Origin of the sequence: Pseudooctadecabacter sp. (assembly GCF_965657175.1) — a bacterium.
GTDB lineage: Bacteria > Pseudomonadota > Alphaproteobacteria > Rhodobacterales > Rhodobacteraceae > Octadecabacter.
On sequence record NZ_CBFHNH010000011.1, the window covers coordinates 38,822 to 53,898 of the forward strand.

The 15,077-nt window shown below is 61.8% G+C and carries 12 protein-coding genes and 1 pseudogene; 9 read left to right on the forward strand and 4 right to left on the reverse strand.

Annotated features, from left to right (window positions below; all coding sequences use genetic code 11):
- Positions 1-29 precede the first annotated feature (29 nt).
- From ACTG36_RS10665 to ACTG36_RS10675, 3 genes are read left to right on the forward strand one after another with little or no spacing between them, the layout of a single operon-like run.
- A complete protein-coding gene (locus tag ACTG36_RS10665) occupies positions 30-1,757 on the forward strand; it encodes a sulfatase-like hydrolase/transferase (RefSeq protein ID WP_375281813.1) in 1,728 nt (575 codons plus the stop codon).
- The gene (locus tag ACTG36_RS10670; RefSeq protein WP_375281812.1) at positions 1,754-2,653 is read left to right on the forward strand and encodes an ROK family protein; all 900 of its coding nucleotides are present in this window, start codon (positions 1,754-1,756) and stop codon (positions 2,651-2,653) included. The genes ACTG36_RS10665 and ACTG36_RS10670 overlap by 4 nt, the downstream gene beginning before the upstream one ends.
- Positions 2,646-3,740 (forward strand): N-acetylglucosamine-6-phosphate deacetylase, encoded by a 1,095-nt coding sequence (locus ACTG36_RS10675; protein WP_375281811.1) that lies wholly within the window; start codon positions 2,646-2,648, stop codon positions 3,738-3,740. The genes ACTG36_RS10670 and ACTG36_RS10675 overlap by 8 nt, the downstream gene beginning before the upstream one ends.
- On the opposite strand, the gene ACTG36_RS10680 is transcribed toward ACTG36_RS10675, so the two are convergent.
- The 4 genes and pseudogenes from ACTG36_RS10680 to ACTG36_RS10695 form a co-directional block, all read right to left on the reverse strand.
- Positions 3,732-4,289, reverse strand: a complete 558-nt coding sequence (locus tag ACTG36_RS10680; RefSeq protein WP_375281810.1) for a PqiC family protein — start codon at positions 4,287-4,289, stop codon at positions 3,732-3,734. The genes ACTG36_RS10675 and ACTG36_RS10680 overlap by 9 nt on opposite strands.
- Positions 4,289-6,652 carry an MlaD family protein gene (locus tag ACTG36_RS10685; protein ID WP_375281809.1) on the reverse strand — a complete coding sequence of 788 codons (2,364 nt, stop codon included), beginning with the start codon at positions 6,650-6,652 and terminating at the stop codon, positions 4,289-4,291. The genes ACTG36_RS10680 and ACTG36_RS10685 overlap by 1 nt, the downstream gene beginning before the upstream one ends.
- Positions 6,649-7,347: a paraquat-inducible protein A gene (locus ACTG36_RS10690; protein ID WP_375281808.1), complete on the reverse strand. Its 699-nt coding sequence runs from the start codon at positions 7,345-7,347 to the stop codon at positions 6,649-6,651. The genes ACTG36_RS10685 and ACTG36_RS10690 overlap by 4 nt, the downstream gene beginning before the upstream one ends.
- Positions 7,308-7,926, reverse strand: a pseudogene (locus tag ACTG36_RS10695) (paraquat-inducible protein A). Before ACTG36_RS10695 ends, ACTG36_RS10690 begins: the two are co-directional and overlap by 40 nt.
- 96 nt (positions 7,927-8,022) lie before the next feature.
- On the opposite strand from ACTG36_RS10695, the gene ACTG36_RS10700 reads away from it, so the two are divergent.
- From ACTG36_RS10700 to ACTG36_RS10725, 6 genes are all read left to right on the forward strand, one after another.
- Positions 8,023-8,928: a LysR family transcriptional regulator gene (locus ACTG36_RS10700; RefSeq protein WP_375281806.1), complete on the forward strand. Its 906-nt coding sequence runs from the start codon at positions 8,023-8,025 to the stop codon at positions 8,926-8,928.
- A gap of 90 nt (positions 8,929-9,018) precedes the next feature.
- Entirely contained in the window at positions 9,019-9,486 is a 468-nt protein-coding gene (locus ACTG36_RS10705) for a formate dehydrogenase subunit gamma (protein WP_439142276.1), read from the forward strand.
- On the forward strand, positions 9,483-11,000 hold the full coding sequence (locus ACTG36_RS10710; protein WP_375281804.1) for a formate dehydrogenase beta subunit: 1,518 nt from the start codon (positions 9,483-9,485) through the stop codon (positions 10,998-11,000). Before ACTG36_RS10705 ends, ACTG36_RS10710 begins: the two co-directional genes overlap by 4 nt.
- A 94-nt stretch (positions 11,001-11,094) precedes the next feature.
- The gene (gene fdhF, locus ACTG36_RS10715) at positions 11,095-14,007 is read left to right on the forward strand and encodes a formate dehydrogenase subunit alpha (protein ID WP_375281803.1); all 2,913 of its coding nucleotides are present in this window, start codon (positions 11,095-11,097) and stop codon (positions 14,005-14,007) included.
- Between the two features lie 29 nt (positions 14,008-14,036).
- Complete coding sequence (gene fdhD, locus ACTG36_RS10720; protein WP_375281802.1) at positions 14,037-14,795, forward strand: formate dehydrogenase accessory sulfurtransferase FdhD; 759 nt, start codon at positions 14,037-14,039, stop codon at positions 14,793-14,795.
- Positions 14,785-15,003, forward strand: a complete 219-nt coding sequence (locus ACTG36_RS10725) for a formate dehydrogenase subunit delta (RefSeq protein ID WP_375281801.1) — start codon at positions 14,785-14,787, stop codon at positions 15,001-15,003. Before fdhD ends, ACTG36_RS10725 begins: the two co-directional genes overlap by 11 nt.
- Positions 15,004-15,077 lie beyond the last annotated feature (74 nt).

Below are 15,077 nucleotides of genomic sequence, written 5' to 3' on the forward strand. Positions count from 1 at the left end.
CGCGTCTTCAAAAGGCCGAAAACGACGCAATGGGCGGTCTTGTGGTCATTTGGCCAAGGGTCGACACCGGATGCGCTTTGGGTGAAAGTTACGCGAAACAGCCGGATGAGGGGCAGATGGGGCAAGACATGAATGTGCTGTGGATCATGGCCGACCAGCTGCGGTTTGACTACCTGAGCTGTTACGGCCACCCGCATTTGCACACGCCGCACATTGATGCGCTGGCCGCCCGTGGGGTGCGATTTGACAACGCCTACGTGCAATCGCCCGTCTGCGGCCCCTCGCGGATGTCGGCCTATACGGGGCGGTATGTGCGGTCCCATGGTTCAACATGGAACGGGATGCCCCTGCGCGTGGGCGAGCCTACGTTGGGCGATCACCTGCGTGAGGCCGGTGCCCGCGCGGTGCTGGTGGGCAAGACCCATATGCGCGCCGATCTGGAAGGAATGGTTTGGCTGGGCATTGATCCGGACAGTGACATCGGCGTGCGGCGTTCTGAATGCGGGTTTGACGCCTTTGAACGTGACGACGGTCTGCATCCGAACACGTCCATCCAGCGCTGGTCGGCCTATGACGATTATTTGGTGGCCAACGGGTTTGAGGCCGACAACCCGTGGCATGATTATGCCAATTCGGGCGTGGATGCAGACGGCGCGGCCCTGTCCGGCTGGCTTTTGAAAAACTCCCGCAAACAGGCCAATATCCCTGAAGAACATTCTGAAACCGCCTATATGACCAACCGCGCTATGGCGTTCATGGAAGACGCGGGCGACGCGCCTTGGGTCTGTCATCTGAGCTATATCAAACCCCACTGGCCCTATATCGTGCCCGCCCCCTATCACGATATGTATGACGAACGGCACATCATCCCGCCCGTGCGGGCCGAGGCTGAGAAGGCCACAGATCATCCCCTGATGGCCGCCTACCTCAACGCCCGTGTGTGCCAAAGTTTCGCCCGTGATGAAGTTCGTGAAACCGTGATCCCCGCCTATATGGGGCTGATCAAGCAGCTCGACGATCATCTGGGGCGGCTTTTCGCGTGGATGGATGCGACGGGGCTGACAGACAAAACGATCATCGCAGTGACCTCCGATCATGGGGATTACATGGGCGATCACTGGATGGGTGACAAGGATTTCTACCACCAGATGGCCGTCAAAGTGCCGCTGATCATCGCCGACCCTCGCGCGCCGGACGCCGCACGGGGCCGCGTGGCGGATGATCTGGTTGAGATGATTGATCTGGCGCCTACGTTTCTGGCCGCCGTCGGCGGCGCGCCCAAGCCCCACGTCTTGGAGGGGCGCGATCTGACGCCGGTGCTGCATGGGGCGGGGCCTTTGGGGCGCAAATACGCGATTTCGGAACATGATTATCATTGGTCCGAGATGGCCACGGCCTTGGATGTCGCGCAGGACCGCGCCCATACGAAGATGATTTTCGATGGCCGGTGGAAATACATCCATTGCGAAGGCTTTCGCCCGATCCTGTTTGATCTGGCCGATGACTCCGATGAACTGGTTGATTTGGGGGCCTCTGACGCGCCTGCCCATGTGGAGGCCCGCGCGCGGATGAAGGACGCCTTGCTGGCATGGGCCACGCGTCACCACAGCCGCATCACGGCCACGCCGCAGGTTCTGGCGGGGCAAAGCAAAGCCGCCGAGGAGGGCGTGCTGATCGGCTTTTGGGATGAGGCAGAGTTTGAAGCCGCCACAGGTATCCCCTTCGACAGTCTGACACCGGCAGGTCGCCCCGCATGAAGGCCATTGGCATTGATATCGGCGGCACCAAGATCGAAACGCAGGTCTTTGATAACGACTGGCAGGTTGCCGCGCGCGCCCGTATGGACACGCCGCATGACTATTCTGCGCTGGTGGCGGCTGTCGCGGGCCAAGTGGCATGGGCCAAGGCTGAGGCGGGTGCTTTGCCCGTGGGCATCGGCAGCGCGGGGTTGGTGCATCCCTCCACGGGGCGAATGATCGCTGCGAATTTGGCGGCCAACGGGCACAGGTTCGGCGCGGATTTGGACGCCGCCATAGGCTGTGGCGTCACGCTGTTGAATGACTGCCGCGCACTGGCCTTGTCTGAGGCCGTCTTTGGCGCAGGGCGCGGGGCGGACACGGTCGCGGCGGTGATCTTGGGCACGGGCGTCAGCGGTGGGGTCATTCACGGTGGCGCGCTGCGGGACGGGCCGACCGGCACAGGCGGAGAGATCGGCCATGTGGCCGCGCCCGCCCATCTGATCGCCGCATATGATCTGCCGATCTATGACTGCGGTTGCGGACGGCGCGGCTGCGTTGAAACCTATATCTGCGGCCCCGGTCTGGTGCGGCTGGCCCACCATATCACCGGTCTCGACGTGACCCCGCGCGACATTGCCGCGCGCAAGGCAGACGATATGGCGCAGGTCTGGGGCGTCTGGTGCGCCTTGGTGGGGGAGGTGTTGCACGGGCTGGTCGTGACGCTCGACCCCGACATAATCATCCTCGGTGGCGGGTTGAGCCTGATTGATGGCGTCGCACAGGACGTGCAGGCCGCCGCCCAAGCCGCGCAATTTGCCGATTTCACTGTGCCGCCTGTGGTCATCGCCCAAGGCGGCGACACCAGCGGTGCACGTGGTGCCGCCTATGCGGCATGGAGCGCGCATCATGATTGACGGATGGATCGCGGCGGAACAGGTCTTTGATGGTCAGACCCTGCGCGCAGATTGCGGAGTTCGCTTGGAAGACGGGCACGTGGCCGAGGTGGGGCAGGCCCCGCCTGAGGCCACAGTGGTCTCAGGCTGTCTGTCGGTGGGGTTTGTTGATCTTCAGGTGAATGGCGGCGGGGGCGTTATGGTCAATTCTGACCCCACGCCGGACGGCTTGCGTGCCGTGGCCCGCGCCCACCACGCCTTTGGCACTGTGGCGCTGATGCCCACGGTGATCACCGACGCGCCTGCGGTGCTGGACCGCGCGGCTGAGGCCGCGATGGCCGTGGCCGGATCAACCGGCATCATCGGATTGCACATCGAAGGCCCGCACATCGCCACGGCCAAACGCGGCACCCATGCGGCGGAGCATATCCGCCCGTTGGATGCCCGCACGATGGATGTGGTGGGCAAGCTGCGCCGCGCCGGGGTGCCGGTGATGATCACGCTGGCCCCAGAGGCCGCGACCCTCGGTCAGATCGCGACGCTGGCACAGATGGGGGCCATGGTGTCCATCGGGCATACGGGTGCGCGGGCGGAAGACGTGACCGCAGCCATCCGCGCTGGGGCCACTTGCGGCACGCATCTCTACAACGCCATGTCGCAGATGCAGGGCCGTGCGCCGGGGGCGGTGGGGGCGTTGCTGAACAGTCAGGCGCGGTTCGGGATCATCTGCGACGGGCATCATGTGGATGATGCCATGATCGCGCTGGCGCTGCGCGCCGCGGGGGCCGACCGCGCCTTTCTGGTGTCCGACGCCATGGCGACCGTGGGCGGCGGCGACAGCTTTGACCTTTATGGGCAAACGATCCGCGTTGACGGGGGGCGTCTGGTCAACAGCGACGGCAATCTGGCCGGTGCCCATATCACCCAAGCGCAAGGGCTGCGACGGCTGGTGCAAAAGGTGGGCGTGCCATTGGAGGACGCCCTGCGCATGGCCATCACCACGCCTGCGGCGGTCATGGGGCAGGGACATTTGTCGCAGATGGTCGGGCGGCCTGTGGCGAAACTTATTGTGCTGAACGCCGGCCTGACGGTTCGCGCCCTAGCGTAGACCTTCGGTGGCGATCAGTTCGGCCAGATCAAGGACCAGCTGCCCACGGGCGGCGGCAATCCCGGCGGGGCCTGCGTCAACCGCATAAGGCACCGCCAGATCAAACAGGCCGGAGCGGTCGCGGACCTCACGTTCGGTGCTGACAAAATACTGGCCCGAGGCGCGGTAGATGCCATCGGCGCCTGCAATCAGGCTCTCAAAACGGACCTCAAGAATGGCATCGGCAAAGCCCTCAAACGGCCAAGGTTCAGAGGCCACACGGCGACCGGACAGTTGCGCCAGATGACGGCTCAGTTCCAAGCCCACAGCGCGTTCGGGGCTGTCAGCCCAGCGGATGTTTTCGTCCGTCAGCAGCACGCCACCGGGACCTTGTACGGCGATCACATCATCGGCGGCATAGGTGGGCAGAGACACATCGCGGACCTCAACCGTGGCGTAACCAATTCTGATGCTGTCCGACACCGCAGGCGTAGGCACGGAATACAGATCCGCAGTGCCGCCGCAGCCCGCCAACAGGGCCAATGAGAAAAGAGCAGTCTTATAGGTCATCATCGTCCCCGGATCAGTGCGCTTGGGTTACGTTCTATGGTTCGCGCAAGGGATTCAAGCGCGTTTGCCGCGTTTTGGATGTCACGCAGGGTGGTTTCCACATCACGGCTGAGGGTCGCGCCTTGATCGTAGCCTGCGATCGTGCGGCCAGCCTGATCGAGGACCGCACGCATTCGGGCGGCCAATGCGGGCAGATCGGCGGTGGCCTGTTCCACGGCACCGGCGGCGTCGCTGGCCGAACTCAGCGTCGCGTTCAGGTTGGCCACGGCCCCGCCTTCGCGCAGTTCAACCAAGGTGGCATTGACCTCAGCCAAGGCCGCACTCAGGTCGGCGGGCAGGGCGCGGGCGGCGTCGCTGTCGATCAAAGCGGTGGTGGCTGTGGCAAGCTCCGTCAGTTCGGCGGTCAGGTCTTCGAGGGGCAGGTCTTGCGCCTTGGCGGCGACGCCTTCGATTTGGCTGATCAGATCCGGAATGCCTTGGGTTGAAGTGGTGACCGCATCTGCGGCCTCACGAGCGGACACGAGCGCTGCGTTGAGGTTTTCAACCGACCCACCATTGCGCCAGTCGCGCAATGTGGCCTCTACCTCACCCAATGCGCCGCCCAGAACGCCGGGCAAATCTTGCGCGCCGTCACTTTCAAGTAGCTGCGCCGTGGCGGCGGCCACATCTGTCAATTCAGCCGTCAGCGCCTCAAGCGGCAGTGTTTCCGCCTTGGCGGCGAGGGCGGAGATTTGGTCGATCAGCTCCGGCACCCCTTGGGCGGAGGAGGCGACGACGGCTGCCGCATCGGTTGTCGCTGTCAGTGCATCGGCCAGACGCCCGGTCAGCTGCGCGGTTTCCACATCACGCAGCAGCCGTTCAAACTGTGTGACGGCAGAATTCAGCGTGACCAACAGCGTCTGCGCCTCATCCGAGGAGACGACACCGCTGATATCGCCCACCAGCGCACGAATTTCGCCTGGCGTTTGTTGCAGGTCTTCGTTGCCCACAAGGGCCGAGGCATTGTTCAAAAACACGATGGCACTGTCGAGGAGTTCTTCGACGGGCAATTCGTTCACACGGTTCAACACCCCTTCGATGCTGGCCGCAGCATCGGCCAGTTCCGCATCCACCGTGGGGATGATCGGCAGTCCGTTTTCGGCCACGCGCATCTCGGTGGGTTTGGCGTCGTCCACTTGGGTCAGCACGATCTTCAGACCGCCCGTCAAAAGGCTGGCGTTGGCCAGCTGCGCGCGCAAGCCACCTTCGATCCGGCGGGCCAGAAATTCCTGCGCGGCCTCAGGCGTGACTTCGCCGGGCAGGCCCAGTCGGGCGGGTTGGATGGCCAAAAGCACGTTCAGGCGCACGCGGCTGTCGCCGAATTCTTCGCGGTTGATGGTGCCAAGAACGGACTGGACCTTACCGATGTTGAGCCCGTTGATTTCAACCGGAGCATCCACCGCCAGACCGGAGATGTTCTGTTCAAAGATCACGCGGACCTGCAGGGTTTCAACCTCGGCATCGGTAAAGAGGCTGTTGCGGGCTTCGTTTTCGCCCGGATGCACTTCGTATATGGCGCCGTCATTGATCGGATCACCTCCCGAGACGAAGGTGTCGAAGGTCACGCCGCCACCCAACAAGGTGGCCACGGAGGAAAAGTCGATCTCGGCCCCGTTTGGCCCCACTGAAAAAGTAAAGCCAGCCGTGTCCCAAAAGCGCGTGGCGCTGGAAATCAGGCGATCATGGGGTTCGTAGATCAGCGCCTCGGCCAGCGCGAAATTGCCGTCGGCGGAAATGCGCGCCTTGCCGATCCGGCCCACTTCGATGCCGCGAAAGGTGATGGGGCTGTTGTCGGTCATGGACCCGCCAGGCGGGGTGCGCAGCACGATTTCCAGCCCGCCTTCGCCAGTGCGAAACAGCGGCGCGTCTTCAAGCCCGTCGAAGGCATAGACCAGATCGCCACGGTCGTTGTCCCATGATCCTTCGATGTAGACGCCCGACAATACCGTATCGAGGCCGGTGACGCCCTGTGCCGTCAATTCCGGCTGCACAATCCAGAAGGTCGCGGTGCTGTCGATGTAGGGCGCGACCGAGGTGTCCACCCGCACCATGGCTTGCACGCCGCTTAAGTCGTCGGTGAATTTGACGTCTTCGACCACGCCCACGGTCACATCACGGTAGCGCAGTTCGGTTTCGCGTTTGGCAATGCCGGCCCCGTCCGAAAAGGTGATGGAAATCAAAGGGCCACGGCTGGAATAGGATTGATAGGCCACAGCGAGGGACCCGAGGATCGCAATGAGCGGGATCAACCAGATGGCGGAAATCCGTTGATACCATGCGCCGCGGGCTGGTTTCACCTGTAGGGTGGGGGGCGTGTCGGTCATGTGTCGGTTTCCCCGGTTTTGGTATCGGCGGCGTTTTGGTCGCCATGTTCTTGGTCGATGGCGCGCGCCTGAACGTCCCAGATCATGCGGCTGTCAAAGGCTTGCGCGGACAGCATGGTAAAGATCACCGAGAGGGCAAAGAACAGGCTCGCACTGCCCGGATTGATCGCAGCGAGCGTGTTCAATTGCACCAAGGACGCCATAATCGCAACGACAAAGATGTCGATCATGGACCAGCGCCCAATATACTCCACCACCTCATAAAGCACGGTGCGCTGGTGGGGGGATACTCTGGACGGGCGTTTCACCGAGACCGCCAAAAACGCAATCGCCATGAATTTGGCCACCGGAATGACCACACTGGCAAACAGGATGATCGCGGCAATCCCGGGGGAGCCGTAGTGGAACAACTCCACCGCGCCGCCGATGATCGTGTCCTCTTGTACCTGCAACAGCGTGCGGGTCTGCAACATCGGGTACATATTGGCGGGGATGTAGCACAGCAGTCCCACAAACCAGAACGCCCAGACCCGCTGCAGGCTGGTGGTGTCGCGGCTTTGGATGGCATGGCCACAGCGGCCGCAGACCTCTGTGTCCAAAGGCCAGACACGGCTGCACCGACGGCAGGTCACAAGGTGCAGGTCCTTGGCGCTTTTTATGTCCGCGTTTTGTCCAGAGAGTTCCATACAGACCATCTACATAGGAATGTGTCCTGAAGGACAACGAGAAAGACAAGGATCGTGAACATCCAGAAGGCCGGGCCGAATTCCACGTCCGCAAGGTCCGTGACCTTGACCAGTGCCACAGCACAGCCGATGGCGAAAATTTCGGCCATTGACCACGGGCGCAAGGCCTCAGACAGGCGGAACGCTTTGACAGCGCCGCGCGCGGGCGGGCGGCGTCAGCACATAAAGCGACAGCAACACGCGCAGCAACGGGATGAAGATGATCAAGGCCGCCGTGGCCAGCGCCAGCACCACCAGAATGCCGTCACTAAAAACCAAAGCGGCCTGCAGGATCGACACCGAATTGCTGCGCCCTGCGGCGGAAATCGTCAAAAACGGAAAGACAGAGGCCGCGATGACCAGAACGGCGATGGTGACCGACAACATGATGATCTGCATCCCCGCCTTGCGGCGCGGCGCGATCAGACGGTATCCACAGCGCGCGCAATGGGCGGTTTCACCGGATTTGGGCACGGCCAAGGTATAGGTCGCGTCGCACTGCGGGCAGCCAATCAACGTGTCCAGATCAAGGGGCGTTTGCGTGGTCATGGGTCTTTATAGCGGGATTGGTTGGGCGGCGACAGGTGGCTTGCGCCTGCGGTGTCGTCACGGTTTGATAGGTAACATCTATTTAGGGGCGCCGTCATGATCGACAAACTGGAAATGTTTATTGCGCTGGCACGGGAGGAACACTTTGGCCGTGCCGCTGCCGCCCAAGGGGTGACCCAGCCCACCTTGTCGGCGGCGATCAAACAGCTTGAAGACCAGTTGGGTGTGATGCTGGTCTGGCGCGGATCGCGCTATCAAGGGCTGACGCCAGAAGGCCAGCGCGCACTGGATTGGGCGCGGCGGATTGTGGGGGATGCGCGGTCCTTGAGGCAAGAAATGCGCGCCGCGCGCGAAGGGCTGTCGGGCGACATTCGTCTGGCGGTGATCCCCACAGCGCTCACGGTGGTGGCCGATCTGACCGAAGGGTTCACCGACAAACACCCCAACGTGCGCTTTTCGGTGCAATCCAAAACCTCCACCGAGATATTGGAGATGTTGGAGAACTTGGAGATCGACGCAGGGCTTACGTACCTCGACAATGAACCGTTGGGCCGTGTGACCACGGTGCCCGTCTATGCGGAACGCTATGTTTTGGTGGCACGCTCCGGTCATCCGCTGCTGGCGGGGCCGGTCGCGTGGGGCGATCTGGGGGAGGTCCCGCTGTGTCTGCTGACGCCCGATATGCAGAACCGCCGGATCATCAACCAGCACATGGCCGAGGCGGGCGTCGCGGTAGAACCCCAGATCGAATCAACCTCTGTCGTGGTGTTGGTCAGCCATGTTTTGCGGTCCAACTGGGCCACGATTTTGCCTGTCCGCGCGGCTGAGATTTTTCTGGCGGGCGATGATCTGGGATCGGTTCCCTTGGTCAGACCGGATGCGAGCCACACCGTGGGCCTTGTGGCCCCCCATAGAGAGCCGTTTACCCCTGTTCTGACAGCACTTTTGGACCGCGCGCGGACTTTGTCGGATATTCCAGCGGCGATTCCGACTGGACGATAGATTCCGTCTATCGTTTCACGAAATAACGATATTGATTACCCCTGTGAAAAAACCCATTAAGGCGGCACGCACAGCAAAGGACCGCCCGCCATGGCCGACACCCAGACCAAGCACACCATGCAGGACATTCTTGCACGCCATAAGGGCCAAGAGGGGCCTTTGCTGCCGATCCTGCATTCGGTGCAGGCAGAGTTTGGCTTTATCCCCGGCGATGTGGTGCAGATCATTGCCGATGATCTGAACATCACCCGCGCCGAAGTGCATGGCGTCATCACCTTTTACCACGACTTCCGCGATGCCCCCGCAGGCAAACATATCGTCAAGATTTGCCGCGCTGAGGCCTGTCAGGCCGTGGGCGGCAACGCGATTTCAGAACGTGCGTTCGAAAAGCTGGGTGTGGGCTGGCATGGCACCACGACCAATGGGGCCGTGACGTTGGAGCCTGTCTATTGTCTTGGCCTGTGCGCCTGCGGTCCGGCCGCGATGGTCGACAACAAAGTCGTGGGCCGCGTGGATGCCGACAAGCTGGACAGGCTTTTGCAGGAGGCAGGCGCATGAAGATTTACGTCCCCCTCGACAGTGCCGCCAAGGCGCTGGGTGCCGACGATGTGGCCGCCACGATCCGCAGCGAAGCTGCGACCCGCGGCTTGGATGTTGAGATTATCCGCAACGGCACGCGCGGCATGATCTGGCTGGAGCCGTTGGTTGAAGTCGAAACGGACGCAGGCCGTGTGGGCTACGGCGCGGTGGATGTGGCCGATGTGCCGGCGTTGCTGGACGGCAAATTGGCCAGCCTCGGTCTGGTGGACGAACTGGACTGGATGAAGGGTCAGACCCGTCTGACGTTCCAGCGCTGCGGCGTGATCAACCCGCTGTCATTGAGCGATTATGAAGCCCACGGCGGGTTGGCCGGTCTGCGCCGCGCCATTGCCATGACGGCGGCGGAGGTGGTGGAAGAAGTCACGACCTCCGGCCTGCGCGGGCGCGGCGGGGCAGGGTTCCCCACGGGGATCAAGTGGAACACGGTACTGGGCGCGCAGGCCGATCAGAAATACATCGTCTGTAATGCGGACGAGGGCGACAGCGGCACTTTTGCGGACCGGATGATCATGGAGGGCGATCCCTTCACCTTGATCGAAGGCATGGTGATTGCGGGTCTCGCCGTCGAGGCGACACGCGGCTATGTCTATCTGCGGTCCGAATACCCCGACGCCATTGATGTGATGGAAGAGGCCGTGCGCATCGCGCGGGCGGCGGGTGTGTTGGGGGCCGATGTTCTGGGGTCCAGTCGCGCGTTTGATATGGAAATCCGCGTGGGCGCGGGGGCTTACGTGTGTGGTGAGGAAACGTCGCTGCTCAATTCGCTGGAAGGCAAACGCGGCGTCGTGCGTGCCAAGCCGCCATTGCCCGCGTTGGAGGGGTTTTTGGGCAAGCCCACTGTTGTAAACAACGTGATTTCTTTGGCCACCGTGCCGGTGATTTTGGAAAAAGGCGCGCAGCATTATGCGGAGTTCGGGTTGGGCCGGTCCAAGGGCACGATCCCCATTCAGATTGCAGGCAATGTGAAATTTGGCGGGCTCTATGAGACCGCATTCGGGATGCCCTTGGGCGATCTGGTGGACAAGGTGGCAGGTGGCACGCTGACGGGCCGTCCGGTGAAAGCGGTGCAGGTGGGCGGGCCTTTGGGCGCCTACATGCCGCGTGAGAAATTCGACACGCCGTTTGGCTATGAAGAATTTGACGGTCAGGGCGGGTTGATTGGCCATGCGGGCTTGGTGGTGTTCGATGACAGTGCCGACATGCGCGGCATGGCGCGGTTCGCCATGGAATTCTGCGCCGTTGAAAGCTGTGGCAAGTGCACGCCCTGCCGCATTGGTGCCGTGCGCGGGGTCGAGACGATTGACCGGATCGGGCAGGGGGATGCGGCGGCCGTTGAGTTGTTGGAAGACCTCTGTGAGACCATGAAGGACGGCAGCCTGTGTGCGTTGGGTGGGTTCACACCCTATCCGGTGTTGTCGGCGCTGCGGGCGTTTCCCGAAGACTTCAACATGGTGCGTGAGGCGGCGGAGTGATGTTTGGATCGAACGGGCTTCGCCCGTCCGACCCGCTGGGGTTTCACCCCAGACCCCAGGATATTTATGAGACAAAGACAAAGGGCGCTTTGACATGAAAGACTTTATTCTTCCGACCCGTTTGGCCAATGGCGACATTGACATGGGTACGCCTGCGTCAAAATCCGATGTGATGGTGACGCTGACGATTGATGGCTTTGATGTCACCGTGCCTGAGGGGACGTCAGTGATGCGGGCCTCTGCCGAGGCGGGGATACAGGTGCCCAAGCTGTGTGCGTCAGACAATCTGGAGGCCTTCGGGTCCTGCCGGTTGTGTGTGGTCGAGATTGAAGGCCGCCGCGGTACGCCTGCGTCCTGTACCACGCCTGTGGCGGACGGCATGGTTGTGACCACGCAATCGAGCAAGGTGAAGAAGATCCGCAAGGGTGTGATGGAGCTTTATATCTCTGATCACCCGCTGGATTGTCTGACCTGTGCGGCCAATGGCGATTGTGAATTGCAGGACATGGCCGGCATGGTTGGCCTGCGTGATGTGCGGTATGAGGCCCCGCAGGGTGGGTCTTTGGCGAACCATTTTGAGGCGCGGTCCGATGCGGGTGCGCCCAATGCGCAGTTTATTCCCAAGGACGACAGCAACCCGTATTTCACCTATGATCCAGCCAAGTGCATTGTCTGTAGCCGCTGCGTGCGCGCCTGTGAGGAAGTGCAGGGGACATTTGCTCTGACCATTGAAGGCAGCGGGTTCAACAGCCGCGTGTCTGCCGGGGCTGCGGGCGATGATTTCATGGCGTCCGATTGTGTGTCCTGCGGGGCCTGCGTGCAGGCCTGCCCGACGGCGACCTTGCAGGAAAAATCCGTGATTGAGATGGGCACGCCGGAACGGTCTGTCGTGACCACCTGCGCCTATTGCGGGGTGGGCTGTTCGTTCAAGGCGGAGCTGAACGGGGACGAACTGGTCCGCATGGTGCCGTATAAGCATGGCGAGGCGAACCGTGGCCATTCCTGCGTCAAGGGCCGCTTTGCTTGGGGTTATGCGAACCATTCTGACCGCATTCTGAACCCGATGATCCGCGAGAAGGTCACTGACCCGTGGCGCGAAGTGTCATGGGAGGAGGCGATCAGCTACACCGCCAATAAACTGCGTGATCTGCAGGCCAAGCATGGCGTGAAATCCATCGGCGGGATCACATCGTCGCGCTGCACCAACGAAGAGACCTATTTGGTGCAAAAGATGATCCGCAGCACCTTTGGGAACAACAACACCGACACCTGCGCGCGGGTCTGTCATTCGCCCACAGGTTACGGGTTGAAGACGACGTTCGGCACCTCTGCTGGTACGCAAAACTTTGATTCCGTTGAAGAAACCGATGTGGTCATCATCATCGGCGCGAACCCCACCGATGGCCATCCGGTGTTTGCATCCCGACTGAAGAAACGTCTGCGTCAGGGCGCGAAGCTGATCGTGATCGACCCGCGCCGCACGGACATCGTGCGCAGCGCCCATATCGAGGCGCAACATCACCTGCCGCTGTTGCCGGGCACGAACGTGGCTGTCTTGTCCTCGATCGCCCATGTGATCGTGACCGAAGGCCTGATGGATGAGGCGTTCATCCGCGAACGTTGCGATTGGGACGAGTTTGCGCATTATGCGGAGTTTATCTCAGACCCGCGCCATGCGCCTGAAGCGACGGCCATGTTGACTGGCGTGGATGCAGGGGAGCTGCGCGCGGCGGCCAAATTGTTCGCCACAGGTGGCAACGGGTCGATTTATTACGGGTTGGGCGTGACGGAACACTCCCAAGGGTCCACCACAGTGATGGCCATCGCGAACCTTGCGATGATGACCGGCAATCTGGGCCGCAACGGCGTGGGCGTGAACCCGCTGCGTGGGCAGAACAACGTGCAGGGCGCTTGCGATATGGGGTCCTTCCCGCACGAATTGCCCGGCTACCGCCATGTGTCTGATGATGCCACGCGCGAGGTGTTCGAGGCGATCTGGGGCACTAAGGTCGATCCCGAACCGGGCCTGCGCATCCCCAACATGTTGGACGCCGCCGTCGATGGCACCTTTAAAGGCATCTACATTCAGGGCGAAGACATCCTTCAGTCCGATCCTGACACCAAGCATGTGAAGGCCGGTTTGGAAGCGATGGAGTGTGTCATCGTCCACGATCTGTTCCTGAACGAGACCGCGAATTACGCCCATGTCTTCCTGCCTGGGTCTACCTTCCTCGAAAAGGACGGCACGTTCACCAACGCCGAACGCCGCATCAACCGCGTGCGTAAGGTAATGGCCCCCAAGAACGGCTATGCGGATTGGGAAATCACGATGATGCTGGCCAATGCCATGGGCTCCGGTTGGACCTACACCCATCCGTCCCAGATCATGGACGAAATCGCAGCCACCACGCCTGGGTTTGCCAATGTGAACTATGAGATGTTGGAGGTTCGCGGGTCCGTGCAATGGCCCTGCAACGACGACAAACCCGATGGATCGCCCATCATGCACATCGACGGGTTCGCACGCGGTAAGGGGCAGTTCATCATCACCGAATATGTGGCGACGGACGAACGTACTGGTCCGCGTTTCCCGTTGCTGCTGACCACCGGTCGCATCCTGTCCCAGTACAACGTGGGCGCGCAGACCCGGCGGACGGACAATACTGTCTGGCATGAAGAAGACCTGTTGGAAATCCACCCCCACGACGCGGAAGTGCGCGGCATTCGTGATGGCCAATACGTGCGTTTGGCCAGCCGCGCAGGTGAGACGTCTTTGAAGGCCACTGTCACGGACCGGGTTTCGCCCGGTGTGGTCTATACGACCTTCCACCACCCTGACACACAGGCCAATGTCATTACCACGGACTACTCCGACTGGGCTACAAACTGCCCTGAGTATAAGGTGACAGCGGTGCAGGTGGCCCTGTCCAACGGGCCGTCCGAATGGCAGGAAGACTACGCCGAACAGGCCGAGCAATCGCGCCGCATCCTTCCGGCAGCCGAGTGAACGGCGCGCGCGCAACCACCGCTCACATCGTGAGCAACGGTCGCGCGCGCGAGGCCAGCCGCGCGCTGCCGGAGGAGGTGCCTGTGGCACTGGTCTATAACGGCACAACGCAGGCGGTGATGATGGCCACCCCCAGTGATCTGGAGGATTTCGGACGCGGGTTTACCCGTACCGAAGGGCTGCGTGAGGTTGTAAGTATTGAGGTCGTGACCCATCCCAAGGGCATCGAGGTGCAGATGTGGCTGCCGGACGCGCAGGCCGAGGCACTGGCCAGCCGCAGGCGGGCTATGGCGGGCCCTGTGGGGTGTGGCCTGTGCGGGATCGACAGCCTTGAGGAGGCGGACCGCGCTGTGCCAAAGGTCACAGCTGAGTTGACGCTGACCGCGCCTCAAATCGCGAAGGCCATGGCGGATCTTCGGGCGGGGCAAGCCTTGCATGATCGGACCCGTGCGGTGCATGGCGCGGGCTTTTTCGAACCAGATCAGGGGCTTGTGACTGTTCGCGAAGACGTCGGGCGCCACAATGCGCTGGACAAGCTGATCGGCGCTGTTGCGGATACAACAGTGGGGGCGATTGTTCTAACCTCGCGCGTCTCCATCGAAATGGTGCAAAAAGCGGCAATGGCTGGTGCGCCCGTGATCCTCGCTGTTTCGGCTCCTACAACTTTGGCCGTCGAGACGGCCGAGGCCGCCAATATCACCCTCGTCGCCCTTGCGCGCGCCGACACCTTTGAAATCTTCGCCCATCCCCACCGCATTCACACCGAGGACGCCACCGATGTCGCCTGACAAAATGGTCCGCATGGCCAACCAGATCGCCACGTTTTTCGAAACCCAGCCTGACGCCGACAAGGCGCAGCGTGTGGCCGATCACCTGAAAGAATTCTGGGAACCTCGAATGCTGGACCAGCTGGCCGCATATCTTGATGCAGGCGGTGACGGCCTTAGCCCGCTGGCGTTGGATGGCGCCCAAAGGGTCGTGAACGCCACGGCCTGATCTCTCTGGTTCTTAAATACCTCCGCCGGAGGCCAAATTCTCGTGAGAGAATTTGTATTCAAAATCTCCTTGAG

Excerpts from the sequence above, each read along its gene's own strand:
- ACTG36_RS10665 (WP_375281813.1), top strand. The coding sequence starts at position 30 with ATGGGCGGTCTTGTGGTCATTTGGCCAAGGGTCGACACCGGATGCGCT.
- ACTG36_RS10670 (WP_375281812.1), top strand. The coding sequence starts at position 1,754 with ATGAAGGCCATTGGCATTGATATCGGCGGCACCAAGATCGAAACGCAG.
- ACTG36_RS10675 (WP_375281811.1), top strand. The coding sequence starts at position 2,646 with ATGATTGACGGATGGATCGCGGCGGAACAGGTCTTTGATGGTCAGACC.
- ACTG36_RS10680 (WP_375281810.1), bottom strand. The coding sequence starts at position 4,289 with ATGACCTATAAGACTGCTCTTTTCTCATTGGCCCTGTTGGCGGGCTGC.
- ACTG36_RS10685 (WP_375281809.1), bottom strand. The coding sequence starts at position 6,652 with ATGACCGACACGCCCCCCACCCTACAGGTGAAACCAGCCCGCGGCGCA.
- ACTG36_RS10690 (WP_375281808.1), bottom strand. The coding sequence starts at position 7,347 with ATGGTCTGTATGGAACTCTCTGGACAAAACGCGGACATAAAAAGCGCC.
- ACTG36_RS10700 (WP_375281806.1), top strand. The coding sequence starts at position 8,023 with ATGATCGACAAACTGGAAATGTTTATTGCGCTGGCACGGGAGGAACAC.
- ACTG36_RS10705 (WP_439142276.1), top strand. The coding sequence starts at position 9,019 with ATGGCCGACACCCAGACCAAGCACACCATGCAGGACATTCTTGCACGC.
- ACTG36_RS10710 (WP_375281804.1), top strand. The coding sequence starts at position 9,483 with ATGAAGATTTACGTCCCCCTCGACAGTGCCGCCAAGGCGCTGGGTGCC.
- fdhF (WP_375281803.1), top strand. The coding sequence starts at position 11,095 with ATGAAAGACTTTATTCTTCCGACCCGTTTGGCCAATGGCGACATTGAC.
- ACTG36_RS10725 (WP_375281801.1), top strand. The coding sequence starts at position 14,785 with ATGTCGCCTGACAAAATGGTCCGCATGGCCAACCAGATCGCCACGTTT.